The sequence below is a fragment of the Rhizobium sp. NXC24 genome, assembly GCF_002944315.1.
Lineage (GTDB): Bacteria > Pseudomonadota > Alphaproteobacteria > Rhizobiales > Rhizobiaceae > Rhizobium.
This window is the reverse complement of the sequence record NZ_CP024314.1, coordinates 1,387,491-1,414,467: the sequence shown is the minus strand read 5'-3', so window position 1 is coordinate 1,414,467 and position 26,977 is coordinate 1,387,491. Positions and strand designations below refer to the sequence as shown.

The window sequence follows — 26,977 nt, the reverse complement described above, 5'->3', positions numbered from 1 at the left end:
GCCGCGATTGTCGCGACCGGATTGCGAGAGCGTCGAGAGAACGAGTTCTAAGCCTTATAGGATTATTCGACCGATCCCGTTTTCGTGAAACAAGACAGTATCAAAGCCGACGCTTCGGTCGGCGAGATCGTCGAGAATGTCTCCTGCTATCTTACCCTCGGCAAATACGGGAAAGGGTAGGCGATCAAGCTGCCGATCCGAGAGCGCTTCAGGGCCGCCGACGATGATTGGGCGCAAGCTGATCTCCCGCAAGCGTCCGCCCGTCTCGAAGTCGCAGGTCGCGACGACACTCTTCCAAACTTCGGGCGGGCTCCATTCCTGCTCATCTTTATCCGTATGGAAGATGAAGTTGCCGAGACCATAGAAAATCGGGGCGCCACGGTATATCTCGATCCCTTGCAGAACGGGCGCTCCGTGACTGACGAAAAGACCGGCGCCGGCGTCAACGCAATTATGCGCAAAATCCTGGACCCATGGCGGCACCTGTTGCCAGTTCGGCTCCCAATGATGGTGATGCAAGTAGACGATGACGAATGTGCCGCGGCCTGCTTCTTCCACGATCGCTGAAAGATGATTCCAGGCACTCTGTCTGTCGACGACAATGCGCCGGGCGTACTGGTCGGATCTCCGAAACACCGTTCCATAGAAATCGATTTCGTCCTTGGCATTTATCTGAGGCGGATCCTCCGGTTGCGCATAATTGGCCCGTTCCAGATCGGAACTTAGGAACCGCTTTTGAATGGAGCGAAGCATATTGAAGGTTTCCACTTCAAGCTCGAACACCCTGGAAACCTTGAGCCTGTTGACGCCGGGTCTTGCCATACGGTCTTCGACGGCATCTTCGGCATACATGAACGACGGACCGGGGCCAGCATCCAAGGCGATGAGTCCAACCGGCCTCGATCCGAGCATCTTCTTTTCGATCTTTGCAGCTTGATGCTGGTCGGCGCCGATACCGGCATGAAGAAAGCCTTGGGCAGTCGCTTCCTCTAGTGTCGATAGGATGCCTGGGGGGCCAAGATCAAAGGCATGGTTGTTTGCCAAAGCCACGCTATTGAAGCCAAGTTTTTTCAACGCCGCCAGAACTGAGGGTGCGGCGGCCCCGAAATAGGAGCCCTTGAGAGGCCAGCCGCCATAGCGCCCGTAGATCGTCGTCTCGAGGTTGGTGAAGACGACGTCGCTCGTCTTGAGAAGTTGGACGATTTCATCGAGGCGCGGGTCGCTGATCGTTCTTAGGTCTTGGCGAATGAGCGACTGACCGGTCAGAGCAATGGAAAAGAGGGCAGACACAGGCTCTTCCTTCAGTTTAGGATCATCGAGTGGCCCATACATCAAGCCGTTCTCGGGAAATGCACAGGGCAGGTAGCGTGCTTCTATTTCGAAGCCTGCGGTGAAACGTCGATCTTGAACCATTGTTCGCTTAACCGCTTCAGCGTCCCATCCCGCGTGACGGCCGCAATGGCACTATCGAAAGCAGCGATGAGTTCGGCGTCGTCTTTGCGAAGCCCGACACCAACGCCAGGTCCCCACAAGCCGCCGGAGAGTTGCGGGCCGTACAATGTTGCGGTCTCACCGTCCTTACTGTCGAGGAAGGTCTTCCAGGTGAAATAGTCGGCGAGCCCGCCGTCGATGCGTTCGGCTGCGAGGTCTAGATGCATGTTGTCCTGGGAATCATAGCTTCTGATCGTCGCCACCTTGCCGAACAAATCATTCAGGACCGCTTCCGAATTTGATGATCGCAGCACGCCCAAGGTTTTGCCGGCGAGTGCTGTTCGAAGCTGATCAATGACCGCCTGCTTGTCGGCGTCGATGTTGGTGAGGTTCAATTTCATCGACGTGTCAGTCGGCGGCAGATCCAACTCCTTGCGCACGACGAGCTGATTAAAACCGCCGGCGTAAGGCTGAGAAAAGGCGATCGACTTCTTCCGTTTCTCGGTTATCGCCATGCCGGACATGATGGCGTCGAATTTTCCGACGGTCAGCGCCGGTATGATCCCATCCCAATCCTGCGCCACGAAAATGCATTCGAGGTTTATGCGCCGGCAGAGTTCCTCGCCCACATCGATATCGAACCCGACAAGCTTGCCTTCGGCATTTAAGGCGTTCCAGGGAGGCGATGCGCCTTCGGATGCAATGGTGATCGTTTTCTTTTCGAAAGCGCATAAACCTGTGGCACCGACAAGCACGGAACACAAGGCAAGCGTGGCAGCTCGTTTCATGAGAGACGTCCTTCCTTCATTGAGTTTCACTGTTTCATCGCTGATAGGCCCGACCTCGGAACAGCTTAAGACGCCGCGGTGGTCAGGAATGGCTTTGGCCTGCCCCCTTTTGGACTGCTCGCGACCGCAACGCTCGGCGGTTTGTTTGGGCGCGCCCAATGCGCCTCAAGAACCCGAAAAGCTTGAGTAATCATGAGGGTGAGCAGCAGGTAGTGAGCGCCTGCGACAACGAAGACCTCGTACGGCGCGAATGTCTCAGACACCAGTTGACGTGCCAGGCCGGTTATCTCCAGCAAGGTTATTGTGCTTGCGAGCGAACTTGCCTTCAGCATTCCAATGACCTCGTTCACGTAAGCGGGAAGCGCGATACGGATGGCCAGAGGAAATGTGATCAAGTACATCGTGCGGAGGCGCGATAGACCAAGAGACTGAGCGGCTTCGATCTGCCCTTGTGGGACCGCCTGAATCCCACCGCGAAGGACCTCGGTGGTGTGAGCGGTGCTATTCAGCGTGAAGGCGATGAATGCGCACCAGAACGGTTCGCGCATCACTTCCCAGAGAAAGCTCTGGCGAACGAAAGAAAGCTGGCCGATGCCGTAGTAGATCAGGAAAAGCTGCACCAGCAGCGGTGTGCCGCGAAAGGCATAGGTATACGCTAGCACCGATGCGGACGCCCAAGGACTGGTCGATGCACGCAGGATTGCCAGAGGAATCGAGATCACAAAACCGGCCGCGAGCGATGCGAATGTCAGCGTCAAAGTCAGAACCAGGCCGCGAGGAAGGGTGAATAGTGCATCCAGCACAACAGCGGTATTCATTGGTTCAACCTTTCCCAAACGGGATTGAGTAGCGACGCTCGATGAGCTTGAACGACAGTAGGGAAAGGCTGGTGAGCATGAGATAGATCGCCGATGCGGCGAGATAGAAGGGAAGGGGCGCGCGCATGGAACCCGCGCCCACGTAGGCGACCCGCATGACGTCTGTCAGACCCACAACAGAGATCAAGGATGTATCCTTGATCAAAGAGATGCAAAGATTGCAGAAGGCGGGTAGAGCGACCGGGATCATTTGGGGAATGATGATCAGAAACCAGATCTGCCACCGCGGCAGCCCGAGCGCCAAAGCGGCTTCTCTTTGGCCTGGTGCAATTGCATTGATCGCACCGCGAAATATCTCGGCAGCATAGGCGCCGAACACGATGGTCAATGCCGTGATCCCGGCTGCGAACGCATTGATTTCGATGTAGCGGCCGACAATCATGCTCAAGAAGGCTGTTCCCCCGAAATACATTAGCAGGATGATCAGGAGTTCGGGAACGCCCCGGATGATCCCCGTATAGGTCCGCAAGCAGGCTGAGATGGCTTTTCGGCGTGAGATCCCGAAAATCGCGATAAGCAAGCCTAATGAAGTTCCCAAAGCGCACCTCAGGAAAAAGACAACAATCGTATTCGTCATCCCATAGATGAACTGATCTAAGAAAATGTACAAATCAGCACCTCCTCTACATCTGTCGGGTATGTCACTCTATAATGTCGCACTTAATTCAAATATTGTTCGAGAAAGTCGCAACACTAACCAGTTGGCGAGGTTTTATATCTAATTAACTCTTAGTTAATGTGCCATATAGTCAAAAATATACTTTGCTTTTTCGCGGTCAATTTATAAGATGAAAGAAATTTCGATAAGCGCCGCTTATGAACTGGGCTTGCGCGACATCACAGTCGAGGGACCTCATTGTGGATATCGATGGTTCAGGAGTTCGGATCCGGCAGCTGCAAATCCTGCGCGAGGTCATGCGTGCGGGCTCGGAACGGCTCGCGGCGCAGGCGTTGCGGATAACGCAGCCGGCGGTCAGTCAGAACGTCAAGCAACTGGAGGAGACGATTGGATTTGCACTCTTCCGCCGGGAAAACAACAGGTTGATCCCGACCGATAAGGCATGGGAGTTTTTGCGCACGATCGATGCCGCGTTTGCTGGTCTCGACCGAATAGGGCCAGCAATCGAGTTTCTTAAGAGCAATGATATACGGGTGATCGGGATTGCGGCTCCAAGCGCATTCTCGTTCGGAACGCTGCCGAAAGTTGTCAAAAAGATCCGCGACAAAAGCCGCTCCTATACGGTTCAGGTTAAAACGGGCACTTATCAGCAGATCGCAGACCATGTGTTAAACGGCCGCGCGGATATTGGCATTTCGCGCTTGCCTCTCGACGGACGCATCTTTGATTGGATGCCTATTGGCGCGGCCACGAATGTCTGTCTGTTTCCGGCACATCACCGATTTGCATCGCAGCAGGTTGTCACCGCCGAAGACCTTGTCGGCGAGGCCATTATCGACATCGATCCACAGTTTGCTTCACACCAAATGAGCGTCAATGCAGTTCGATATCTGGGGGCCACGCCACAAATTGTCGTCGAATATGATGCCAACGGTCATGACGCCGGCTTCGTCATGGCGGGAATCGGTGTGTCTGTCACGAACGAGATTATCGCGAAGGAATACTCTGGCCTCGGCGTAGAATTTCGGCCCTTTGAGCCAGGAGCGATCTACCACTACGTCGTTTTTTGGCAAAAGGAGCGCCAATTAAGTGACGGGCTTCGCTACGCTATTGAGCAGGTGGCTATAGCCATCTCGTAGGGGTGCCCCAGCAGAGTGCTCATAGCCGTCATCCGCCAAGATGATCGAAGTCGATCCACTGGCGCTGCTGACGCAGACGGGCGAGCGCATCGCCGCAGGTTGGCCAGCGACCGACCTCGACGCTTTGATGCCCTGGAACTTCAAGAAGTAACGTATCCATCCGAGCAGGACCGCGGATTTTGGGCGGCGCGCGTGGTAATGTCGGTTCATGGAGGTTGATGAGGACAAAATTGATGATGCCGTTTTGGCGCTGTTATGGCTGACGCTAATGCAGAGCGTTTTTAGCGTGGCGTCGCGGGTATCAACGTTGAGGAGCGCGCCGAGCCCGACAGCGACGGTGCGCTAAAAAATGTGTTGGGCTAAGCTGCGGGCGCGACCGGGATTCTATGGGGATTGAATGGCACCTTCCAAGGGAAGAGGATCGTGTGGCGGCATTAACGTGGCAGTTGCGGTCGTGCAGGGGCGCGAAAGCGGCGCGGATTCCGGATTCGATAAGGGTGACGATGACCGCTGTAGCCTACCAGGAGGGGCTGGCAGGTGCGACGGCACGCACCTTCGCGGGGACCGTGTCAAGCGAATCGAGGAATTGACCCCTCCTATTGCCTCACCCACGAATGTTACCGCAGTTTTGTGCGCTGAGATGGCCGTTATCTTCTCCTGCCGCGGCGGGAGAAGATAACGGCGCGCGCTTCATCCAGTCTCCATCGAGAATAATCTGCCCGGCTGTTTCGATACGCCAAGCCTTGACCGCCATTTGCACCGTCCGCAGGCTTTTCTTCGTGAAGCGCGACGGATCGGCGCTCATTAGACGCTCTAGGACCGAGGCTGCAGAGACCGCCGGATCCGCCTCAAGCCACGCTCGAATCTTGGGCTCGAACGGCTCCAGCATGCTCTGCCTTTTCGGGTAAGGCTTGGTCCGACGATATGGCCTCCGATGTGTCGGCCGTTTCTCCCCAACCTGCCAAGCTGTCTTCAGGCTCACGGTAAATCGATGCAGATCGACGGCGACCGGTTCTTCGGATCTGGCGTTTAGGCCTCGGCGATCGACCCGCCTTCCGAGCTCCTCCTGGGCGGCACGAATTCCGGCAAACAGCATCACCGGATCTTCCCTTTCCAACATTGCCTGCAGCCGCTCCTTGTCGGCCTCGGCCACACCGGAATGGGCCAGCACCCGCGCAACAGGCGGCATGGGCAGATGGTAGCGTTTGATGACACGAGCCCCGATCCGTCTCTTCTCCCGCAACTTGAACGAAGGTTGGAACAGGTTGCCGTAGAGACGCACCACGTCATAGAGACGCCCAAGCACAACCGTCGCCTCCGCGCCGACGAACCTCCCGTAACCGACAAGGCTTTGCACTCGTTGAGGTGCTGCAAGGCGGTGAAGAACTGCAGCTTGCCCGCGTCGAAGGCCTTCTCCAGGAGCTGCAGGAACAATCGCCGGAACAGGCGTGAGAGCACGCGGACCGGCAGGAAAAACCCAGGCTTGCAGGCAATCCATCGCGCGCCGTCCGGCGAGAACCCGCCCCCCGGCACGACACAGTGCAGGTGGGGATGGTGCAGCAGATTTTGCCCGCAGGTGTGCAGGACGGCGAAGAAGCCGATCTCGGCGCCGAGATGCTTGGGGTCGGCGGCGATGGTGCGCAGCGTCTCGGCGGTGGCGCGGAACAGCAGACCGTAGACGAGCGCCTTGTTCTAGTAGGCGATGGCAGCAATGGCCTCCGGCAACGTGAAGACGACGTGAAAGTACTGTGTGTCGATCAACTCGGCGCGACGATCCTCCAGCCATTGCGCCCGGGTTAGCGATTGGCAGCGGGGACAATGCGTGTCACGGCAGCTGTTGAAGGCGATGCGCCGGTGGCCGCGTTGATCGCACGCTTCGACGTGCCCGCCGAGGGCAGCGGTGCGGCACAACTCGATCGCCGTCATGACGCGGCGCTGCGCAGTGGACAACGATATGTGCTGGGCACGATAGGCCTCGCCGTAGCGACGGAAGATATCCGCCACTTCCGGCCCCGAACGGGCCATCGGGAGATCAGAAATACTCCGGCTTGGCGGGCGGCGGGGACGGCGCCGGACGCGGCAATAGCTCGAACGGGCTCGCCGTAGCGCAGACCTTGTTGGTGGCGATCCGTAGATAATGGGCGGTGGTCGCGAGGCTGCGGTGACCGAGCAGCAACTGAATGGTGCGCACGTCGGTGCCGGCCTCCAGGAGATGGACGGCGAAGGCGTGCCGCAAGCTGTGCGGTGTCACCGGTTTGGACAAGCCGGAAAGATCGTGCGCTTTTGCGCAGGCTTGCCCAACTGCATCCCTGCTGATCGGCTGGCCGGTGCGATCGCCAGGGAAGAGCCACGCTCTGGCCGCCGCATCCTCCAATGGTCGCGCAGGATCTCCAGGAGCTTGGGCGACAGCATCACATAGCGGTCCTTCTGGCCCTTACCCTGCTCGACACGGACGATCATTCTCTGGCTGTCGATGTCGGTGGGCTTCAGCTGCACCGCCTCCGAAATGCGCAGACCGGCGGTATAGCACGTCGTCAGGATGGCGTGGTGTTTGAGATCGGCCACGCAGCAGAGAAAGTGCCGTACTTCATTCGGACTGAGGATGACCGGCAGCTTCTGCGGCTTCTTGGGAAGCGGCAATACTTCTGCAGGCACCCAATCCCTCTCGAGCGTGACGTTGAAGAAAAAGCACAACGCCGAAACGGCGATATGGATTGAGGTCGGCGCGTTGGCCAGATAGACCTGATAGGTCCGAATATCCTCGCGGCCGAGCAAGTGCGGCGACTTGCCGAAGTATCGTGCGAACAGCGACACCTGCCGTAGATACGACAGCTGGGTATTGAGCGAAAAATTGCGCACCTGCATGTCCTCGCTCATGCGCTGGCGAAGTGGGGTCATGACGAGCTCCTCTGTCCGATGGAATGGCTACAAACAGCCGTCCCATCGTCTCGCAGTCGGGGCTCCTATTGAATACGTGACCTCCTTTGCCGTATGCCCCGTCGAAAGCCAGACCTTGACCCCTGTTCCCATCGGAAACGGATTCACCGCAAAGTGTCCAGCCCACGCATGATCCGAAGCAGCGCCTAGCACGATGGGAAGAAGATGTGGGTGGCTCAATCCAATTTCTAGCTGAAAGTGGAGATCAATACTCTCTTATACTATATGAAAGGAGAGGGTATTTCGATGCCATATCGTTACAATGCAGATGATTTCGCACGAAACTTCTCAATAACTTCCAGATCTATTGCGATGAGCGAAGAAGTGTTTGATATTTTGAATAATGGAGCTTCCGTTCTTAGAAAGAGTTATGTTCCTTGGGATATTGCGGGAGCGGTATTAGAGGATTTTCTTGGTACCCCTGAGAAGAGACCTGCTACCGCCGATTGGGTTGACGCGGAAAATTTCGATTGGCCAGAGGATAATTGACCTAACTAAATCCAGTAACGGCACATGATCGGCGCGAAAGATGAGTAAGCCCAGTCCATGTCGCAGATGCCACCAGCCGTCGGGGAAACGACATCCTACCAGACTAGGTCTATAGCTGTTTTCCGCCGAACGGCTCGGACGCAAGGGCTCTCGCAAATTGGAAATGGAACACGGTCTGGTTACCAACCGTCTTGGATAGGGCTGAACAAGCGTTGGCGATTTCTGGGGTCGGTAAAGAGGAGCACCGCATGCATCTTAAGATTTCAATTCATTTTCTGAACCATATATTAATGGATGTGCCCTACAAACGAAATCATGGATGGAATGTCACGTCGGCACGATCTGGATTTTGTCAGGGTCGCAGCGTTCATGCTGCTGATCATCTATCACGTCAGCCTGATGTATAATTCGAGAAACTTTATACTGAAGGCGCCGGACAGCTCCTCGGTCTTTGACTTAATCCATCTGTGGACGCATCCCTGGAGAATGTCCCTGCTCTTCCTGATTTCGGGAGCAGTGACCGGCATTTTGTTGACGAGGCATCCTCCTGGTGCGTTGAGGAGCGCGCGAACAAGGCAATTACTGACGCCGCTTCTTGTCGGTCTCCTGTTTCTCATACCTCCACAGATCTATGTGTGGCTAAATGCTGCCGGGGGAGTCGATATCAGCTTGCTTGACGTCTTCTGTCACTACGTGACCTTGACACCGGTTCGTCTGCCGGACGGCGAACTCACTCTCCTTCTCGGCGGAATGCAGCACCTATGGTATCTCGCCTATCTCTGGATCTATACCGCGATCCTGACATTCACCGCATCAGTGTGGCCAGAGTTGTTGCCTAGCATGAGCAGGCGGCTGGCGGCTCTTTTGCGGGGAAAATGGATACTAATCGTGCCCACAGTGTTGTTCGTGCTGATAAGGCTCGTTCTACGGCCGGCTTTTCCCCCGACGCTCAATATCTTGGATGACTGGTATAGCCATGCCGTTTACTTCGCATCGTTCCTTTTCGGTGTCGTCATGGCGACACGTGATGAATATTGGGATGCAGTGGTCAGCATGCGAAAACCGGCTCTCATTCTGGCTTTGGCGTGCGCGATGGTTTTGGCATTGCTCTTTCCTGCCTTGCCAGCCGGAGAGCCCGAGATGTGGCGCGCTCTGTCAGGACGAGCATTCGGGGGCACCTTTCAATGGTGTACTATCGTTGCCATTCTCGGGTATGCAAAAATTTGCTGGAATTCGGAAAATGCCGTCGTAAGTTATCTGAACAGGGCAGTGCTCACTTACTATGTGCTCCATCAGACGGTCATGTTGCTTCTTGCTTACGGATTGCACCAGATGGGGCTGATGTCTACCTCATCCTTTGTTCCAATCGCCGTCGCTACGCTTGCGGTCTGCGCATTGTGTTACGAACTGAAGCGACACGTCGAAGTATTCTGGCGCGCTTGGGGTGGCACCCGCTGCATCTAATCCGCACACCTTCGGCTTCTCAACACTGTCTATATTCAAGTCCGTTAAGCCGATTCTGTCCGGTCTTTCGTATCCTTAAATCTTGTTTGACTTTTTGCACTTAATGTCGCCGCTTCAATCCCGTGTTGGTGACTATGAACGATATATCGCGAGAGTTCCTTCTTTCCATCGTCGCGCCTTGCCATAATGAGGAAGAGGGGCTGCGGGAATTTTGTCGGCGAGCGGCAGCGACAGCGCGTCACATAGCCGGCGATGCCTTTGAGATAATTCTGGTGGACGACGGGTCAACGGACGGGACTTGGGACGTCATTGCCTCGCTTGCCGGGGAAGTCACACAGGTGCTCGGCGTCCGATTGATGCGCAATCATGGTCATCAGCTTGCCGCGACAGCCGGTCTTGCCGCATCGCGCGGCCAGCGTGTGCTTCTGATCGACGCCGATTTGCAGGATCCGCCGGAGCTAATGATGATGATGATGACGATCATGGATCGCGGCGCAGATGTCGTCTATGGGCAGCGCGCGCGACGAAAGGGCGAAAGCTGGTTCAAGCTCGCCTCCGCTTCGCTCTTTTACCGCCTTTTGTCGCGGCTTGCCTCTGTGGCTATCCCCCGCGACGTGGGAGATTTCCGCCTGATGCGCCGCCGGATCGTCGATATCTTGCTGTCGATGCCCGAGCGGGATCGCTTTATTCGTGGCATGGTGAGCTGGATCGGCGGGCGGCAGGTAGCGCTGCCTTATGAGCGCGACGCCAGGTTCGCTGGCGTCACAAAATACCCCCTGCGCAAGATGGTCAATTTCGCCATCGACGCCATTACCAGTTTTTCCACCGTGCCGCTGCGCATCAGTACATGGCTCGGCATGGTTACGGCGGCCACCGCTATTGCTCTGTTGATCTATACGCTGGTGCGTTGGATCGAGAGCGAGACTATCGTTGGCTGGTCAAGCATCATGGCTGCGATCGCAGCTTTTAGCGCGATCCAGCTGATTTGCATTGGCATCATCGGCGAATATATCGGCCGGCTGGTTCAGGAGAACAAAAGGCGGCCGATGTTCGTGGTTGAAAGTCTCGTTCAAAATGGACATTCCATCGACCTTGCCAGCGATTTTGCCGATATGACTGCCGCGGAAAAACGCCGAGCGCTTGAAGCTGCTCTGGCCACGCAAATCGAAACTCTGCCGGATACCGATTACTTGAAAATGCATCGATGATGTCACGCGTCGTGGAGCACACTTTGGGTATTTCTACCGCGTCGGAACCAGCGGATTCCATGGCGGGAGATGTTAGTGACGGTTGTGTGATCGTCGAGCAGCGACCGAACATCGCGATCGCGGCCTTTGTCGGCATCGTAGCCGTTCTCGTGGCTGCGTTCGAGTTTCCACCATTGTTGGATTATCCCAACCATTATGCGCGCATGTGGCTGCTCGCCGGCGGAATAACGGAGCAGCCGTTTCACCAGATCTACGCGATCGACTGGAGCAGGACTTTCACCAATGCCGGCATCGATCTCCTTGCCTACTATCTCGGGCCGCTGATCGGCGTCTCGTTTCTGGCGCGAATTCTGCTTTTTCTTGCAATCGTATCGCCTCCATTAGGGGCAATTGCGTTGCACCGGCGCCTTTTTCAAGGAGCGTTCTATTGGCAGGTTGCCATTCTCTATTTCGCGTGGTGTGCGACGCTGATCGGCGGCTTTATCAATTTTCAGATTGGTTTAGGTATGGCGTTGTTCTTTGCAACGGTCGATCATGCCTTGCAGCCAGGAAGCCAGACAGCTTTGCTGCTGTGGCGCATTGCCGCCGGCCTGCTTCTGACGATTATGCATATCTTCTCGCTCGGCTTTTATATTGCGCTTCTGTGCGGACTCGAGCTTTCGTCGACACTTGAGGCCTTGGCGCCGCGTAATATTGTGCGTCTGTGCGTAAGGCTCGCGATTGGGATTCTCGCCTGCGTGCTCCCGGCAGTATGTCTGTTCATCTACGCACCCGTGCTACCCAACAGTGGGGATGCCGACTTCGGTGCAATATGGAACAATTCGCCGACCTTAATTCTGGCAAATCTTATGTCTGCCATCTGGACTTATGCCTCGATGGTGGACGCCTTATTTCTAATTCCGTTAGTGCTAATATGTACGAACGCTCTTCGCACCAGACGCCTGCGGCTGCATTGCGGCTTAGGGGTAACAGTGGTCGGTCTTGTCATTCTCTCTTGTGTGTCGCCCCTCCATATCATGGGCACGGGTTGGATCAGCTGGCGCTTTCCGATTATGGCGGCGCTTGGGGCAATGGCGATGATCTGCCCTCTGTCGCAGTTGCCACGCCGCGAAGCCTTGTTGCTCGTTACCGTTCTAAGTTGTGTGGTCCTTGGCAGAACGGCCTGGGTTGGTTTCAACTGGTGGTGTGGGCAGGCCGATGTCGCAAATATTCGCGCGGTCCTCGCCGCCATACCGAAAGGATCGGCAATCCTGCCAGTGGCCCATGAGCCCCGAGACATTCCAATCGGAATCGAGCATCGGCATTTCGCATGGAATGAGAACACTTTCCGGCACCTGCCGACGCTCGCCGTTCCTTTTGCCCATTCTTTCGTGCCGACGCTATTTACTGCCAAAGGCAAGCAGCCACTGGCGGTATTGCCGCCATGGACCAATATCGCCGTTCCAGAGGGCAACCTGCTTTCCGTCAGTGTGCTAGATTGTCCGGACTTGGTGGAAAGCTTCAGCGCTTTTACGCCCTATTTGATAGATTGGCGGCGCCGCTTTGATTTCGTGCTTGTCGTTAACGCTGATCTGCCCGATCGATATAGCGGCGACAGAATACCCGCAGGACTGAAGATTGTCAGTGATACGCCGTTCGCCAAGCTCTACGCAATCGACAAGGGTTTCATGTCGTCGATTAGCGCGGCACCACAAAAAAAATGCTCAGATACAATGGGAGTTTCAGCATCCTGATTAAGTGAAAATTGAGCGCCATCCGTCTATTCCTGAATAGTGTAGGTGATCATGTCGGTGTGGTTTTGCCTTTTCATCGGCGATGTCGCGTCACAGTATGAAACCCCGCGACAGAAAAAGTGCGCGACAGTTTATTTTTACGTCTTTTTCGTAAACATGGTAGCCCCTAGGCTGTTATCTATCGCGATGAGGGGAATTGAAAATGGATTACTATGCAACCCTTGCTGTTTGCGTCGCCGCCGGTTCGTTCGTTTTTGCGATTGTGAATATTCGGTAGGAGCAACTTTTCATATCGGGTCTGGCCTCGTCTCCCGATATTTGAGTGGTGATCTGACGGATGCCGCTTGGATCTGCCCAAATGTGGGCTCTTCGGTAATTTCGATGCAACTCATGTTCCGAGAGTGCGTGAGCGTAGGAGGCCATCGCGACTCTTCCATACATGGATCGTTTTATGAGCTTTAGCTTGTTGATCTTGGCCGCAACCGGTCCGTTGCTCTATGGCAAGGTGAATGCAGGCTGAACCACGTTAACGTGACACGGATCCCACCCGCAATGGAAGGCATCGGCCCAGTAGTTGCGTCCCAGCCATGGCTTTTGCGCGGCGATTTCCCGATTACAGATATGGATTGGAACCGCCGTGTCAGAGTGGCAGCGGCAGCAACGTCAAGTGAGGCCGAGGAAGCGGCCGCGTTCTTGACCGGGCAGCAACGGCAGATTTTATCCCTCAATTGTAATACCAATCGGCATTGCTGCTGACTCTTGAGCGATGAATCTGAATCCATGGTGCAAACGGGAGGGTTGCCATGGGATCAGCACTTCGGCTTCGGACGGCGATGACTTGCGCAAGGCGGCGCGGCTGTCGAAAGATGCCGCTCAGACGCGGCGGCTTCTGGCTCTCGCGCAGATTTATGATGGAGCGACGCGCGGCGAGGCCGCGAGAGTTGGTGGCGTGACTGTGCAGATCGTGCGGGACTGGGTCGAGCGCTTTAACACGCAAGGCCCCTGAGGGTCTTTTAAACGTGAAGGCTCCGGGCAAGCGTCCGAAACTCAACGACGTTCAGCGCCAGGAGCTTCGTCGTCTTGTGGAGAAGGGGCCGATCCCGGCGATTCACGGCGTTGTGCGCTGGCGGTTGAAGGACCTGGCACGCTTGATATTCGAGGACTATCGGATATCGCTGGACGAAAGCACCGTGGGACGTGAGTTGAAGGCCATGGGCTCTGCCAAGCTGTCTGCCCGTCCTCGCCACTATGCCCAGAACGAATTGGCGGTGGAGGATTTTAAAAAAGTTTCCCGGAAGAGATCAGCGCGATCAGCAAGACCCTCGCTCCAGGCACAGAAATAGAGCTGTGGTGGCAAGATGAAGCCCGCGTCGGGCAAAAGAACAAGATGACGCGGCGATGGGCGCAACGGGGAACGCGTCCATCGGCCCCCACGATCAGCGAACGCTATGGACCTACATATTCGGGGCGATCTGCCCGAAGAAGGGTAAGGGTGCAGGCATTGTCATGCCCTGGTGCGACACAGAGGCAATGAACGCGCACCTTCAGGAAATCAGCAGCGAGGTCGATAACGGTGCGCACGCGGTTCTGATCCTCGATCAGGCGGGTTGCCGGTAGATGCGATTGACCCCGGACGGTTCTCCATCCCGCCGGAGCAGTCTACGGAATTGATATCGGCAAGAACATATTCCACGTCGTCGGCCTCAGAAGTGATGGCGTGCCTGTCCAGAAGGTTCGGTTCCGACGCGACACACTGCTGCAGTTCTTCGAACGAGCGGCGCCGGCGATCGTGGGGATGGAATCGTGCGCGGGATCTCAGTGGATCGCCAGGAAGATACAGGCTCTCGGGCATAGGGTACGCTTGATCCCTGCACAGTTTGTGAAGCCTTACGTCAAATCGAACAAGTCCGATATCATCGATGCGGAGGCGATCGCTGAGGCGGCGACCCGACCAACGATGCGGTTTGCAGCGCTCAAAAGCGAAGAACAAGCCGATCTTCAGGCTTTGCACCGAGTGCGAGACCAGATGATCGGAACAAGAACGCGTCTGATCAATCAGATGCGGGCTTTCTGCCTCGAATACGGGATCGCCCTCCGGCAGGGCGCGGGCCTGTTCAAGCTGGACCTGCCGCAAGTTATCGAGGACCGGTCAAACGACCTTTCGTCGGCGATGCGTAAGCTGCTTGCAGATTTGTTCACCGATCTAGGCCAGTTGGAGCGACGCATTGGCGACGTCACACGCGAGATCGAAGCTATAGCCAGTCGAGAGGATGCCGCAAGACGGCTCATGACGATCCGTGGGATCGGAGCGTTGGGGCAACTGCGCTCCTGGCTGCCATTGGAAACGGCCGACAATTCCAGAAAGCTCGCGATCTGGCAGCGTGGCTTGGCCTTGTGCCACGGGAATACTCGACCGGAGGAAAGCAGAAGCTTCTCGGCATCAGCAAGCGGGGGAACCGCTACGTGCGCAAGCTCCTCGTACATGGAGCACGATCATGCTTTCGGCACCTCGACCGAACACGAGATCGATTGGGGAACTGGCTGGATGGCCTTCAGGCTCGGATGCACCCCAATAAAGCTGTCGTTGCACTTGCCGCTAAAATGGCCCGGATCATCTGGGTCGTCCTGACCAGGCCTGGAGCACTCTACGAACGCAGAGACCCTGCCTTCACCTAAGGATCCAAGCTCGATTGCAAGGCTCGGGAATAGTGATGACGAAACAGTGGATCAACATGCCGTAAGCCCTGTGCAAAAAAGCGGGCTTCGTGCCTGGACCATTTCGTGCCTGGACCATTTATTGGGAACGGCGTGTGCGTGATCTGAACCCTTCAAACTGGACCAGTTTTGGTTAGAGTTTTCCGGTGCATTTTCCTGGCTGGGAAAGGGACGGAAGACGATGAAGGCATCGCAGTTTTCGGACGCTCAGAAAGCGTTTGTTCTGAAGCAGGGTGACGAAGGTGTGCCGGTTGCTGAGATCTGCCGGAGGGCGGGAATCAGCCAGGCGACGTACTTCAATTGGAAGAAGAAATATGCCGGCATGTTGCCCCCGGAGATGAAGAAGTTGAAGCAACTCGAGGACGAGAACGCGCGGCTGAAGAAGATCGTCGCGGACCTGACACTCGACCGCGAGATGCTGCAGGACGTTATTCGCCGAAAGCTTTAAGGCCTGCTCGCAAGCGGGAGGTGGTGAAGGGCATGTGCCGCGATTGGGCGATCTCGATCCGGCGTGCCTGTGGGGCGCTGAACTTCGATCGTTCAAGCTACCACTACACCTCTCGCCGTGCCGATCAGCCGGTCTCGAACGTCGTATTCGCGAGATCTGCGAAACCCGAGTGCGCTACGGCTATCGTCGGGTGCATGTGCTCTTAGAGCGTGAGGGTTGGGGCACCAACATCAAGCGAACCTATAAGATTTACAGGGAGTTGGGCCTTCAACTGCGAAACAAGACGCCAAAGCGCCGGGTCAAAGCCAAACTGCGGGAGGATCGGCAAATGGCGGTTGGACCGAATGATATCTGGGCCATGGACTTTGTTCACGACCAGCTGGCGACCGGAAAGAAGTTGCGGGTTCTGACGGTGACCGACACCTTCTCGCGTTATGTGCCGGTGCTTGATCCGCGTCACAGCTATCGCGGCGGGGACGTCGTGCAAACCTTGGAACGGGTATGCCGGCAGGTCGGCTATCCGAAGACGATCCGTGTCGATCAAGGTACGGAATTTGTGTCCCGCGATCTTGACCTGTGGGCCTATGCCAAGGGCGTGATCTTGGACTTCTCACGGCCGGGTAAACCCACGGACAATGCCTTTTATCGAAGCATTCAACGGCCGCTTCCGAGCGGACTGCCTGAACCAGCATTGGTTCCTGACCCTTGCGGATGCCCGCGAAAAGATGGAGGATTGGCGTAGAGACTATAATGAGGTTCGGCCACATGGTGCGATCGGCAACAAAGTCCCGATCTCACTGATGAATCCGGGAAGCGTAACCAGCCCGCTTCCCTGAATGAAGCCGGAAAACTCCAGCCTTCGCTGGTCCAGAAACCTGGGGCGGTTCATAATTGGCCGGACTCTAATCCATTCTGGAGGATATTCTCAGTGGCAGGTCAATCTTTACTGCACTCTGTGGATTTGGAGCGTAACCTCCTTTATTCATTGCTCATGCCCAGGAAAGAACCGCTTCCGCCAATGAATTCTAGTATCGAACATTTGCCGCCCGTCAAGCAGCGCGAGCTTTCCCTTGTCGTCGAAGTGCTGCCTGAGGAGTTCGAGGATATGCTGGAAGGTGGCTGGTCGGACTTCAAGAAGCGCGGGCGTATCCTGAATATTATTCTGTTTGGATCCTATGCGCGCGGCGACTGGGTCGATGAGCCGCATAAGGGCAAGGGCTATCGCTCGGATTTCGATCTTATGATCGTGGTCAACAATCGTAAGCTCACCAATTTCGCTCGCTATTGGCAGAATGCCGACGACCGGCTCATGCATCTACGCGAGGTGGAGACGCCAGTGCGCTTTATTGTTCATTCCCGTCGGGAGGTGAACACCGCGCTTAAGCGGGGCCGATATTTTTTCGAAGACATCCGCCGGGATGGTATCGTCCTCTACGAGCTCGACGACGAGCCGTTGGTGGAACCAAGGCCCCACTCGAAGGCGGAGGCACACAAGATTGCCAAAGAGCATTTTGAGAGCCGATATCAGGGCGCGTTAGAATTCGAGAACCTTTCTAAGGTTGCCTTTAGAAATGGATGGTTGAATCGTTCAGCTTTCCTTTTGCACCAGTCAATCGAACAGGCTTACGCCACGCTTCTGCTCGTGCTGACGAACTACAGCCCGGCTTCGCACAATCTGAAACATTTGCGTGGCCTTGCCAAGAGTCAAGCCCCTCAATTAGCCGAGGTCTGGCCTCGCGATCAACAGCGCTACGTCGCTTGGTTCAATATTGTCAACGAAGCCTATGTGAAGGCACGTTATTCGAAACACTATGAGATAAGCCAGGAAGCAATAGCATGGCTTTCAGCGCGCGTCGCAAGTTTGATCGCTCATGTCGAGACGATCTGCCGGGCGAAGCTCGAAGCACTGACCAACCAAGCCGATGAAGTTGCTCGCTGATTGCCGACGCGTTTGGATAGCGAGGCGAACTGGGCACGTAACATTTCCGACCGCAACGAGCGTAAATTGTGCGCAAAAAGCGGGCGCCAATTCGGATCTTACCCGATAATGGCATGTTGAGCGATTGTCCGTTCTTGGAGATCCAATTGGAGGATTTCCGCGAGCTGCAGTGAAATTTGGTACTTCCGTGAGTGTGAAACAGCAGACACCTACCGGGCCTTCGAAAATGCCCAGTGCGTTGACAGAAAAACTCTTATCTGTCACGGCCGAGCCGCATTTCGTTTAGGAAGTAAATGAACCAAGCAAACTTCGTTTCGTCGTGAAGTGGTGGGTTCGATAATGGCTGTGAAGGGGACAGATGAAAATTGGGATTGACGCTCGCAATTTGGTTACAAAGACAACCGGCATAAGCCGATATGTCCAGGAAATGACTCGTCAGCTGGCGTTAGCCGGCCATGAGATCTTTCTATATATCCCAGAAAGGCCAAACGCTGAGCCAATCAAGGCGTCTAATGTACGGGTACGAGTTTCAAATTTCGCGGGTGGCCCCCGTCGCATGATTTGGGCACAAACAGTGCTCACGCGCCAGGCTAGCCGCGACGACATTGATGTTTTCTGGGGACCCGCGCATAGACTTCCATTTTACCTCGATCGGAAGATCGCACGTGTCGTGACGATCCATGATCTCGTTTGGCGCGACCAAACATCGACAATGCGTCTGCAAACGCGGTTAGCTGACCAACTTCTTATGAAACCGGCCGCCAATTCTGCCGATCGAATCGTAGTAGATTCAATCGCTACCGGCGAGGCGCTATGCGTACTCTCAGAAAAGTATCGGAACAAACTCCGCGTCATCTATCCAGGCATTACCGAGCTTACCGGAGCTACGCAGCCTGATACGGTCCCGCTTTTCGGAATTGATCGTCCTTATATCTTGTTTGTCGGTACTCTTGAGCCCCGCAAAAACCTAAAAAAACTATTGGAGGCTTATTCTCTCTTGCCCGACGAAGTACGCCGAGACCTTTTGCTCGTGCTTGCAGGGGGGCAAGGCTGGCGGCTGCATGATCTGGAACAGCACATAGCCAACCTAAATCTTCAGGGTTCAGTACGGCTCACTGGTTATGTCTCCGATCAGCAACTCTCGAAGCTCTATCAGAATGCGGAATTTCTCGCGATGCCTTCCCTCTATGAAGGCTTCGGATTTCCTATAGTGGAAGCGAATGCAGCCGGCGTGCCGGTCCTGACGTCGAACATCTCCTCAATGCCTGAAGTCGGCGGTACCGCCGCTTTTTTTGTTGACCCGAATGATGTTCGCTCTATTGCCGCGGGGCTCAAACAAATGGCGACCGACCCTCTTCTACGCGAAAAATTAGCGCAGGCTTCGCTTTTTAACGCACGGCGGTTCGATTGGAACTTGAGTGCATCGCGTCTTCAAGAGGTGTTTAATGACGCAATCGCATTGAGAGCGCGATCAAACCGACGCTGAAATCTTCACATGGCGGACAAGGAATTGCATAGGGTATCGCATTGACCGATCGAGCGCGGGGATTGTGTAACGCCGGCTCATTCGATAAGCCTACCGCCACAACCGAACCCAGGTGCTCGATGGAAGACGCATTTTATCAAACTATTGTTCATCCAATCTCAAAGGATCTTCCAGAGTTGTCGTTTCGGAAGGTCGATGCCTCATGGAGTTCCGAACGGGTCGCGACCGCTCGGCGCTTAATCGCTGCGTACAAGGCGGCGATGAATCAGGAAAGTTCAATAAAGACAATCACTGATGAGGACCTCTGGTCCGTCCTTATAAGGGAGAATCTGGGGGATCTGCTTGATCTCATTCAACGGGATGATGCGGAGCAGTTGTCCCACTACTTGGCCAACTTTGGTAGGGAATATACATGGTTTGGTGGAATCACAACTGGCGTCGACGGATATACCCACTGGGACCGAGATGACGATACGGTAGCTTACGGATACTATGACAAACTAATTTGTCTTGCCGAAGCCTTGGCTGTGCTTCCAATCGAAAACCCCGAAGCTGGCGCACAGGGGAACTGGGGCAAGAATGCGCTTTTGGGTCCTTTTGAGATTACACGAAAAATCGAAGAAAAACTTGGTATAGTAATTGTGCCGCCCACTGGGTGTACGTTCGTTGCTGGATTGGACGTTGGAAGCGGCCCCCTGCATTATCGTCATATAAATTCGCTGTACTTGGCCAATCGCATACGGGAATTGTCATTGCCAGGTGATCGCATTTGCGAATTCGGCGGTGGTCTCGGAATAGGCGCGTACTATCTAAATCGAATGGGGTGGAAGTCCGTTACGATCTTCGACCTTCCCATCGTAAACCTGCTTGCCGGCCATTTCTTAATCAATGCGTTGGGTGATGAGGCAGTTTGCCTTGAAGGCGAAAATGAAAGGAACGACGCAATCAGGTTGAGAGCAAATTGGAACTGCGTTGGTGAAGAAGACGGTGCTTTTAGCCTGACTGCAAATCAAGATTCCTTTCCTGAAATCAATCGCCGAATGCTTGATATCTACGTGAAAGAGATCGGGCGCACCACGCAAGGATACTTCCTCAGTATCAATCATGAGACGTTCGCTCATGCAAAGGTATCAACAATCCTTAGTGACAATCCTGGCTTCCAAAGCGTTTACAGAAGTCCGTACTGGCTTCGGCGAGGATATGTGGAGGAATTGTTTCGAATTGCGCCGGTGCCCCACGTTAGGGCGAGCTTTTCATTTATGAACAAATTCCGGGGACGGCGACGGGTTCGCTAGACCTCTCTTTTACCTCAAATGCCGTCTCAATTCGTAAAGTAAGGGCGCGTTTCATTACACGTGGTAAGCGGCTTGAAGGGGCAGCTCAGGCTGGCTGGCTTTTAAAATTAAGGGGCAGCAGGTCGTCGATATCGACATCGTCGGGGCGCTGCGGCAGTTCGGTGAGGACGTGGCGTAGCCATGCGAATGGTGACCTGCCATGGAACTTTCATCCAGCGGCGACTAGAGCTCCGGCAGTTTTGAATACGCCAAGTGGCGCTGGGTGAGCAACCGGCGGAAACGCGAAGCTTTCATCTTGCGCAGCGTTGGAGCCGGTTGCGGCGATGGTTCCGGCATAGTCTGCCGGGGTCTGATATCCGAGCGATGAGTGCGGCCGGAAATGGTTATAATCGTCCGCCCATTCAGCGATAGCGCTGCGGGCATGATCGAGGCCGAAGAACAGGCTCTCGTTGAGCAGTTCATCGCGCATCCGACCGTTGAAACTCTCGACATAGCCGTTTTGCATCGGCTTTCCTGGCGCGATGTAGGTAAGCGCGATTTTCGCTGCACGTTGACGCCCACCCGTTGATTGGCATCGGATCAACGTTTGGAACCGTATAGTGTCAGGCGGCTTCGGTTCTGGCGAAGTTGAACGGCAGCAGGTCGACGATGTCGGCCCTTTCGTCCCGCTGAGGCAACTCAGTGAGCACGTAGCGCAGCCAGGCAAGCGGGTCGACGCCACAGGCGCGGCAAGTGAGCATCAGACTGTAGATCACTGCGCTGGCCTTGGCTCCGTCGGCGGTGTCGCTGAACAGCCACGATTTTCTTCCGGTGGCAAAAACTCTGATTTCGCGTTCCAGAATGTTGTTATCGATCGGCATCCTGCCGTCGCTGGCATAGCGTGTCAGGTAATCCCATTGGTTCAGGGCGTAGGAGACGGCGTCGCCGAGCTTGGTATCCGGCACGACCTTCGGCGCGATGGCGTCGAGCCACGCCTTTAGGGCGTTCAGGACAGGCAAGCTGTGCTGTTGGCGGAAACGGCGAATGCAATCAGCCGTCGTCTCACCGGCATCTAGGGTTTTGTCTCTTGCCTGCTTTTCGATCCGGTATAGCTGCTCGAAGAACCGGAGTGCCTGTTCCGGCGGGCCGCCTCCATTCTTTCTGGTCTTGAGTGCCTCAACGAAACGCCGCCGGGAATGAGCCATGCATCCGACATGGGTGGCACCATGCAATGTGCGCCAGGCTGTGTAGCCATCGCTCACCAATATGCCGCGGTAGTCACCAAGAAAGGTCTGTGGGTGTATCTGGCCACGGCCCGGCTGATAATCGAGAAGCACGATCGGCTCTTCACTGTCCTCGCCACTGCGGTATGCCCACATGTAAGATGTGCTGGTGGCTTCCTTGTTCCTTTCCTTCAAGACCTGAACCGTCGTCTCATCGCCATGTATGAGAGGCTGCGATCGCAGCCGCAGCTTCAGAGCGTCATAGATGCGATGCAGATGCTTCTCGCTCGAGCCGATTACCCAGTGAGCAAGAGCGCCACGGCTGATCGGAACGCCGGCCTGCTCGAATGTCTGAGCCACGCGGTAGAGCGGGGTGCCATCGACGTATTTGTGGACGAGCGCGAAGGCTAGCGTCGAAGCGGTAGCGATGCTGCCCGGCAGGGGCTGCGTCGGCATCGGTGCGATCACGACGGGTGTGTTGATCCCGGTGCGGTCGCAATGGCGGCAGGCATATTTGAACCGGACGTTCTGCAGGACCTTTGCCTTGACTTCGATATGAAGCTGCTCGGTAACGGCCTCGCCCATGCGATGCATTTGACTATCGCAGCACGGACAAGTTTTTTGATCGTCGGCAAGGTCGTATTCGACACGCTCGCGTGGCAGGTCTTCCGGCAGAGGTCTGCGTCCCCGCTTTTTTCCCACGGCGCTCGCGACCGCCGGCAGGCCCGTGTCCGGGAGATCGACAACGTCATCACCGTCGCCGCTGTCATCTTCGTCGGCAGCCTCTTCGGCTTCGTTGAAGAGGCGATCAACGTGCTTTTCGCTGCGGGGTGCAAAGCGATGCAGCCTTGCAAGCGCCAGCTCCTCCTCAAGCTTGACGACCCGCTGCGAGAGCGCTTCCTTCTCGGCTTTGAGCGCAGCGATTTCGGCAGCATTGGCTGCCAATTGCGCCATCAGTTCTGCAATGCTCGGTTCGCCGGTGCGAGTCATCAGATTCTTGAATCTGAACCGCCCCTGCGCGTCAATCGCTATTCGCCATCCTCAGCCGGCGACCTGATACTGCCGCACCGGATGGCGGATCATCGCATCGATATCGATGCCGTCGAGAATCCAGTGGAGCTGTTCTGTCGTCAGCACAACGACCGGCACCTCGCGGCGGGGCCATCTGAACTTGTCCTCAGTCAACCGCTTGTACCTCATCTGAGAATGCAGCCCCGACCAGCGCAGGTCAGCAGTTAGTGCGGGTCATGCACCCGTTTCATCCCCTTTTTGGACAGCAGCTTCCTTGCGTCGGCGAGCGAGCTAACTCGCAGGGCAAACGTTTGCTGTTGCAGACCGAGGATGCCACCGTTTGGCCCGTTCCCCCGCAATGGACTGAACTTGTGAGCCCAGATCCTGAAGTTGTCATGGGTAACGGACGGTCGCTCTTGCGGGTCGCCGACTTAATGGAATTGGCCGCCCTGGTGGAGCGTTTTTCCAGACCACGATGATGGGCAGATGTGTAAAGACAAATATGCCGCACATGTAAGGCTGATTATGCCGCATGAGTCTTATTTTCGTGGGAATGTCGCCCGCAAATACAAGGTTTATCTAATGCCAAACTATGAGGATTGTCTTGACGAGGCCGTAAAATGCGTCATAATTAACATTACGATTACGTCGCTTCATGTCCTCGGAGCCATCGATGTCTGCGAAGTACGACAGCAAGCGCACAAAGACGGATGCCCTCATCGAAGAGGGTACGTTCAATCCCACCTCCGAGAAGGTGCGCGATCCAAAGTTTCGGGGCAGCGAGTTCTTCGATCCGCACGACGCCGTGCAGGTCAAATACGAGATGCTGCGTCGCGTCTCCATCGACAAGGTGTCGGTGACGGAGGCCTCCGACGAGTATGGCGTTTCCAGGCCGACTTACTACCAGGCCAAGGTGAACTTCGATATGGCCGGCATTGCCGGACTGGTGCCGACAAAGCCGGGGCCCCGGGGCCCCCACAAGATCGACGACAAGGTCGTGGCATTTCTGCAGGCGCAGCTCGCTCCAGGAGAACCCGTTCGCGCCCGGGAACTTGCCAAGCTGCTCCGCCAGGAACTCGATATCGAGCTTCATCCCAGATCGATCGAGCGGGTTCTAAAAAAAAGCGGCAGGTAAACCTTGCCGCGACGGCGGCATGCCCGATCCTACCGTCGACCATCGCGTCCCAGTACGAGGTCTTGCGCAAGGCTGCTCTCGGCGCAGCGCTGCCACTTATGGCCCGTAGTGGCCTGATGCTCTTTTTGCGCCGGGGCATGTGGGGATGGGCTCAGACGCTGACCGCAACAGCAAGCACCCCGCGAGAGCAGAATTACCCATCGTCAATTGCTTGGCCGCTGCACCGCGGACACAGCGCCGTCGTTCACGTCCTTGCGACAATCGCCATGAGCATCAACGATCGGAGATCACGATGAATGTACATCTCAAAGTCCAGCCTCATCACCTCGAACGCAGCGCCTACCTCTACATCCGCCAATCTTCGATGCGGCAAGTCATCGACAATACCGAGAGCGCCATGCGGCAATATGCGCTTCGCGGGCGCGCTATCGCCCTTGGTTGGCGCGAGGAGCAGATTATCGTTATCGATAGCGATCAAGGTGAATCCGGCGCATCGGCGGTCTGGCGAGAGGGATTTCAACGGCTGGTCAGCGATGTCGGCATGGGACATGCCGGGATCGTCATGGGCCTGGAGGTCTCCCGTCTGGCGCGCAACAATGCCGACTGGCAGCGTCTACTCGAGATCTGCGCCCTTGCTGACACCCTGATCCTCGATGAGGACGGCGTCTACGATCCGGCAAGCTTCAACGACCGGCTCCTGCTCGGCCTCAAGGGAACAATGAGTGAGGCCGAACTGCATGTGATCAAGGCGCGGCTGCGCGGCGGCATCCTCAATAAGGCCCGGCGTGGCGAGTTCCGTTGCCCGCTGCCAACCGGGCTGGTCTATGACCACTCCGGCAATGTAACGCTTGATCCAGACATGCAAGTCAGAGAGACGATCGCCCATTTCTTCGAGACGTTCTCTCGCGTCGGATCCGCCTCCCAGACCGTCAAGGCCTTCCGGCAGGAAGGCATTCTCTTTCCCTCTCGCTTGCACGACAGCCAGACGGTTTTCCGGCCACTGACGCCTTCGACGGCGATGCGCGTGCTGCACAATCCACGTTACGCCGGAGCCTATGCCTATGGCCGCCGTCGCTATCGACGAACCATCGATGGCAAAAAGCTCGTGCGCAAACAAGGGAGTGACGATTGGACAGCATGCATTCCAGATGCCCATCCCGGCTACATCAGTTGGGAGCAGCATCAGGAGAACCTGAGGATTCTGAAGTCGAACATCTGCCATAAATGGAACGTGGCGGTCGCATCACCGCCGCGGGAAGGCCCGGCGCTGCTGCAGGGGCGGGCCGTGTGTGGGCAATGCGGCAGGCATTTTCGCATGCGCTACGCTGCCCGACGCGGTCGGCAGGAAGCCTGGTACGTTTGTGATCGCGCCCGTACCAATCGCGGTGAACCCCTGTGCCAGGCGATCGCTGCACCTCCTGTTGACGAAGCCATCGGCATGCTGATCGCCGAGCAGATGACGCCGGCAGCCATCGAACTGGCGATTGAAGTCCGCAAAGAGATCGAAGCGCGACATGAAGAGACGGACCGGCTGCGCTGTCGCGCAATCGAGCGCGCGCAAACGGAAGCCGATCTCGCCCAGCGCCGTTTCATGCTCGTCGATCCCAATAACCGCCTCGTCGCCGACACGCTCGAAGGCGAATGGAACGAGAAGCTCCGCATCTTGGCTAATGCCCGCGAAGAGCGCGAGCGCGCCCGGGAGCACGATCAATTCATCCTCGATAAGGCCGTCCACGAGCGGTTTGTCGCCATGACGGCGGACTTCAAAAAACTCTGGACCAACCCAGAGACCCCGAACCGCGAACGAAAGCGCTTGCTTGCTCACATCATTGAGGACGTCACCCTCCTCAAACTACCGAAGAGAGGCACAACCAAGGCTCATATTCGCTTCAAAGGCGGCAAAACCCAGACACTCGTCACCATCAGCCCAAAATCGCCCAGCCAGCAGGTCAAGACGAACCCCGACATCATCGCACTGATCGATAACCTCCTCGACAATCATATTTTTTCCGAGATCGCAGAGATTCTCAACGATCAGGGATATCGGCCGGGCTCGGTGACGCGCCGTGACCAGTGCAATGCACGCTTCACAACCAAACGCGTCACCTATCTCGTTCGCGAATACAAGCTGAGATCACGCTATGACCGGCTCCGGGATCGTGGGATGTTGACAAAAAAGGAGGCGGCTGAACACCTCAATATCCATGAACATACTCTCGCCAGATGGGCTGAACACGGCCTCGTCACCAGCCATGCCTACAACGGGCACTACTACCTGTACGAGCTTCCAAAGACGAATTTACCGCAAAAGCAATGCAGTCGATGGAACCAGCTCATCGATCGCGTCGCCGCCCGCAAGCAAAATGCCGGACACGCCAAAACCTTCAACTGAATGCGAAAGAGAGATGCAGTATGAATGCAGATCGTTCAGGATCAGCACAAAGCCGGACCGGTCGAAGAACAAAAGCTTCACCCGGTCACGACGGCGATTGCAAAAGGCAAAAACCGCAGGAGCAAAGGGATCCAGCGCCATCGTCTCCTGGACCAGGACAGCAAGGCTGTTGATGCCGGCCCGAAAGTCGATCGGCTCGCGATGCAGGTAAACCTTGAGATCAGCGCCAAGTCTGAACATGACCCAGCGCTCCGATGATTGCCGTCAATGCATCTACGTCACCGCATTCCAACGTCAGCTTCACGCCGTTCGGCAGTGACGCGCTCACCTTCGCTGGAGAGGGCAGCGGCCGGTTCCTCTCTGCTTTCCGAGGCAGCTCTTCACCAAACTCAAACTCGTCGCTGGCCGCGGTGATTTGCACCGGAATAAAAGACGATGTCGAAGACGGCGGCGACGCAAGCGGCTGGGTGTGCTTCCGTATCCATTTCCAAACGAGGTTCGCGTTGACCCCGTGTTCGCGCGCGAGTTTCGATACCGATGCGCCAGGTTCAAGGCAGGCCGCAATAAGGCGGTCTTTCGAACTTTGATCGAAACGGCGTCTCCCATTCCGACCGACCAGCCGCACGGCAAGTTTTTGACCTTCTTCCATCACTTGGTGTCCACCTATT

Annotated in this window: 19 protein-coding genes and 7 pseudogenes; 15 read left to right on the top strand and 11 right to left on the bottom strand. The window is 56.0% G+C overall.

Translation table 11 applies throughout. The features are described from left to right. Positions 1 to 54: 54 nt before the first annotated feature. The 4 genes from NXC24_RS30705 to NXC24_RS30690 form a co-directional block, all read right to left on the bottom strand. Entirely contained in the window at positions 55 to 1,290 is a 1,236-nt protein-coding gene (locus NXC24_RS30705; protein WP_104827084.1) for a CapA family protein, read from the bottom strand. Between the two features lie 83 nt (positions 1,291 to 1,373). Beyond that, on the bottom strand, positions 1,374 to 2,219 hold the full coding sequence (locus NXC24_RS30700; RefSeq protein ID WP_104827083.1) for a transporter substrate-binding domain-containing protein: 846 nt from the start codon (positions 2,217 to 2,219) through the stop codon (positions 1,374 to 1,376). A 65-nt stretch (positions 2,220 to 2,284) separates the two neighbouring features. Continuing rightward, positions 2,285 to 3,037, bottom strand: coding sequence for an ABC transporter permease (locus NXC24_RS30695; RefSeq protein WP_104827082.1), 753 nt, complete (start codon positions 3,035 to 3,037; stop codon positions 2,285 to 2,287). A 4-nt stretch (positions 3,038 to 3,041) separates the two neighbouring features. Continuing rightward, a complete protein-coding gene (locus NXC24_RS30690; protein ID WP_104827081.1) occupies positions 3,042 to 3,707 on the bottom strand; it encodes an ABC transporter permease subunit in 666 nt (221 codons plus the stop codon). A gap of 248 nt (positions 3,708 to 3,955) precedes the next feature. On the opposite strand from NXC24_RS30690, the gene NXC24_RS30685 reads away from it, so the two are divergent. Together NXC24_RS30685 and NXC24_RS35330 are read left to right on the top strand one after the other, a co-directional pair. Then, positions 3,956 to 4,855 (top strand): LysR family transcriptional regulator, encoded by a 900-nt coding sequence (locus NXC24_RS30685; RefSeq protein ID WP_104827920.1) that lies wholly within the window; start codon positions 3,956 to 3,958, stop codon positions 4,853 to 4,855. A 31-nt stretch (positions 4,856 to 4,886) separates the two neighbouring features. After that, a pseudogene (locus NXC24_RS35330) lies at positions 4,887 to 5,006 on the top strand (transposase domain-containing protein); the annotation flags it as partial. Between the two features lie 453 nt (positions 5,007 to 5,459). Here the strand turns inward: NXC24_RS35330 and NXC24_RS36025 are convergent. The 3 genes and pseudogenes from NXC24_RS36025 to NXC24_RS30670 all read right to left on the bottom strand — a co-directional run bounded on the left by NXC24_RS36025 (position 5,460) and on the right by NXC24_RS30670 (position 7,753). Next, a complete protein-coding gene (locus NXC24_RS36025) occupies positions 5,460 to 6,161 on the bottom strand; it encodes a hypothetical protein (RefSeq protein WP_245464221.1) in 702 nt (233 codons plus the stop codon). Between the two features lie 53 nt (positions 6,162 to 6,214). After that, positions 6,215 to 6,880, bottom strand: a pseudogene (locus tag NXC24_RS30675) (transposase zinc-binding domain-containing protein); the annotation flags it as partial. A gap of 7 nt (positions 6,881 to 6,887) precedes the next feature. Next, a pseudogene (locus tag NXC24_RS30670) lies at positions 6,888 to 7,753 on the bottom strand (tyrosine-type recombinase/integrase). A 285-nt stretch (positions 7,754 to 8,038) separates the two neighbouring features. Between NXC24_RS30670 and NXC24_RS35325 the strand changes: the two are divergent. The 10 genes and pseudogenes from NXC24_RS35325 to NXC24_RS30615 all read left to right on the top strand — a co-directional run bounded on the left by NXC24_RS35325 (position 8,039) and on the right by NXC24_RS30615 (position 20,569). Then, entirely contained in the window at positions 8,039 to 8,281 is a 243-nt protein-coding gene (locus tag NXC24_RS35325; RefSeq protein WP_158704586.1) for a hypothetical protein, read from the top strand. A 294-nt stretch (positions 8,282 to 8,575) separates the two neighbouring features. Further along, a complete protein-coding gene (locus NXC24_RS30665) occupies positions 8,576 to 9,745 on the top strand; it encodes an acyltransferase family protein (RefSeq protein WP_348632757.1) in 1,170 nt (389 codons plus the stop codon). A 143-nt stretch (positions 9,746 to 9,888) separates the two neighbouring features. Then, positions 9,889 to 10,953, top strand: a complete 1,065-nt coding sequence (locus tag NXC24_RS30660; protein ID WP_104827917.1) for a glycosyltransferase family 2 protein — start codon at positions 9,889 to 9,891, stop codon at positions 10,951 to 10,953. A 59-nt stretch (positions 10,954 to 11,012) separates the two neighbouring features. Continuing rightward, a complete protein-coding gene (locus NXC24_RS30655; protein WP_245464203.1) occupies positions 11,013 to 12,686 on the top strand; it encodes a hypothetical protein in 1,674 nt (557 codons plus the stop codon). Positions 12,687 to 13,452: 766 nt separating this feature from the next. After that, positions 13,453 to 14,294: pseudogene (locus NXC24_RS36020) on the top strand (IS630 family transposase); the annotation flags it as partial. Between the two features lie 58 nt (positions 14,295 to 14,352). Further along, positions 14,353 to 15,362: pseudogene (locus NXC24_RS30635) on the top strand (IS110 family transposase). 220 nt (positions 15,363 to 15,582) lie between these two features. Next, a pseudogene (locus NXC24_RS30630) lies at positions 15,583 to 16,685 on the top strand (IS3 family transposase). 182 nt (positions 16,686 to 16,867) lie between these two features. Next, complete coding sequence (locus NXC24_RS30625) at positions 16,868 to 17,788, top strand: nucleotidyltransferase and HEPN domain-containing protein (protein WP_104827077.1); 921 nt, start codon at positions 16,868 to 16,870, stop codon at positions 17,786 to 17,788. Between the two features lie 358 nt (positions 17,789 to 18,146). Continuing rightward, positions 18,147 to 19,274 (top strand): glycosyltransferase family 1 protein, encoded by a 1,128-nt coding sequence (locus NXC24_RS30620; RefSeq protein WP_104827076.1) that lies wholly within the window; start codon positions 18,147 to 18,149, stop codon positions 19,272 to 19,274. A 119-nt stretch (positions 19,275 to 19,393) separates the two neighbouring features. Then, a complete protein-coding gene (locus tag NXC24_RS30615; protein WP_104827075.1) occupies positions 19,394 to 20,569 on the top strand; it encodes a hypothetical protein in 1,176 nt (391 codons plus the stop codon). Between the two features lie 208 nt (positions 20,570 to 20,777). On the opposite strand, the pseudogene NXC24_RS30605 reads toward NXC24_RS30615, so the two are convergent. From NXC24_RS30605 to tnpB, 3 genes and pseudogenes are all read right to left on the bottom strand, one after another. Next, positions 20,778 to 21,095 (bottom strand): annotated as a pseudogene (locus NXC24_RS30605) (transposase); the annotation flags it as partial. A 76-nt stretch (positions 21,096 to 21,171) separates the two neighbouring features. After that, positions 21,172 to 22,761, bottom strand: coding sequence for an IS66 family transposase (locus tag NXC24_RS30600; protein WP_104827074.1), 1,590 nt, complete (start codon positions 22,759 to 22,761; stop codon positions 21,172 to 21,174). Between the two features lie 51 nt (positions 22,762 to 22,812). Next, complete coding sequence (gene tnpB / locus NXC24_RS30595) at positions 22,813 to 22,998, bottom strand: IS66 family insertion sequence element accessory protein TnpB (protein ID WP_281060755.1); 186 nt, start codon at positions 22,996 to 22,998, stop codon at positions 22,813 to 22,815. A 457-nt stretch (positions 22,999 to 23,455) separates the two neighbouring features. Between tnpB and NXC24_RS30590 the strand changes: the two genes are divergently transcribed. From NXC24_RS30590 to NXC24_RS36015, 3 genes are all read left to right on the top strand, one after another. Further along, on the top strand, positions 23,456 to 23,917 hold the full coding sequence (locus NXC24_RS30590; protein ID WP_100674988.1) for a helix-turn-helix domain-containing protein: 462 nt from the start codon (positions 23,456 to 23,458) through the stop codon (positions 23,915 to 23,917). A gap of 292 nt (positions 23,918 to 24,209) precedes the next feature. Continuing rightward, positions 24,210 to 26,309, top strand: a complete 2,100-nt coding sequence (locus NXC24_RS30585) for a recombinase family protein (RefSeq protein ID WP_104827072.1) — start codon at positions 24,210 to 24,212, stop codon at positions 26,307 to 26,309. A gap of 24 nt (positions 26,310 to 26,333) precedes the next feature. Next, the gene (locus NXC24_RS36015; protein ID WP_245464083.1) at positions 26,334 to 26,567 is read left to right on the top strand and encodes a hypothetical protein; all 234 of its coding nucleotides are present in this window, start codon (positions 26,334 to 26,336) and stop codon (positions 26,565 to 26,567) included. On the opposite strand, the gene NXC24_RS30575 is transcribed toward NXC24_RS36015, so the two are convergent. Further along, positions 26,530 to 26,961, bottom strand: coding sequence for a transposase (locus NXC24_RS30575; protein WP_104827070.1), 432 nt, complete (start codon positions 26,959 to 26,961; stop codon positions 26,530 to 26,532). The two genes, NXC24_RS36015 and NXC24_RS30575, sit on opposite strands and share 38 nt — an antisense overlap. Between the last annotated feature and the right edge of the window lie 16 nt (positions 26,962 to 26,977).

Coding starts and splice junctions, on each gene's coding strand:
- NXC24_RS30700 (WP_104827083.1), bottom strand. CDS start 2,219: ATGAAACGAGCTGCCACGCTTGCCTTGTGTTCCGTGCTTGTCGGTGCC.
- NXC24_RS30695 (WP_104827082.1), bottom strand. CDS start 3,037: ATGAATACCGCTGTTGTGCTGGATGCACTATTCACCCTTCCTCGCGGC.
- NXC24_RS35325 (WP_158704586.1), top strand. CDS start 8,039: ATGCCATATCGTTACAATGCAGATGATTTCGCACGAAACTTCTCAATA.
- NXC24_RS30665 (WP_348632757.1), top strand. CDS start 8,576: ATGTGCCCTACAAACGAAATCATGGATGGAATGTCACGTCGGCACGAT.
- NXC24_RS30655 (WP_245464203.1), top strand. CDS start 11,013: ATGGCGGGAGATGTTAGTGACGGTTGTGTGATCGTCGAGCAGCGACCG.
- NXC24_RS30625 (WP_104827077.1), top strand. CDS start 16,868: ATGAATTCTAGTATCGAACATTTGCCGCCCGTCAAGCAGCGCGAGCTT.
- NXC24_RS30620 (WP_104827076.1), top strand. CDS start 18,147: ATGAAAATTGGGATTGACGCTCGCAATTTGGTTACAAAGACAACCGGC.
- NXC24_RS30615 (WP_104827075.1), top strand. CDS start 19,394: ATGGAAGACGCATTTTATCAAACTATTGTTCATCCAATCTCAAAGGAT.
- NXC24_RS30600 (WP_104827074.1), bottom strand. CDS start 22,761: ATGACTCGCACCGGCGAACCGAGCATTGCAGAACTGATGGCGCAATTG.
- NXC24_RS30590 (WP_100674988.1), top strand. CDS start 23,456: ATGTCTGCGAAGTACGACAGCAAGCGCACAAAGACGGATGCCCTCATC.
- NXC24_RS30585 (WP_104827072.1), top strand. CDS start 24,210: ATGAATGTACATCTCAAAGTCCAGCCTCATCACCTCGAACGCAGCGCC.
- NXC24_RS36015 (WP_245464083.1), top strand. CDS start 26,334: ATGCAGATCGTTCAGGATCAGCACAAAGCCGGACCGGTCGAAGAACAA.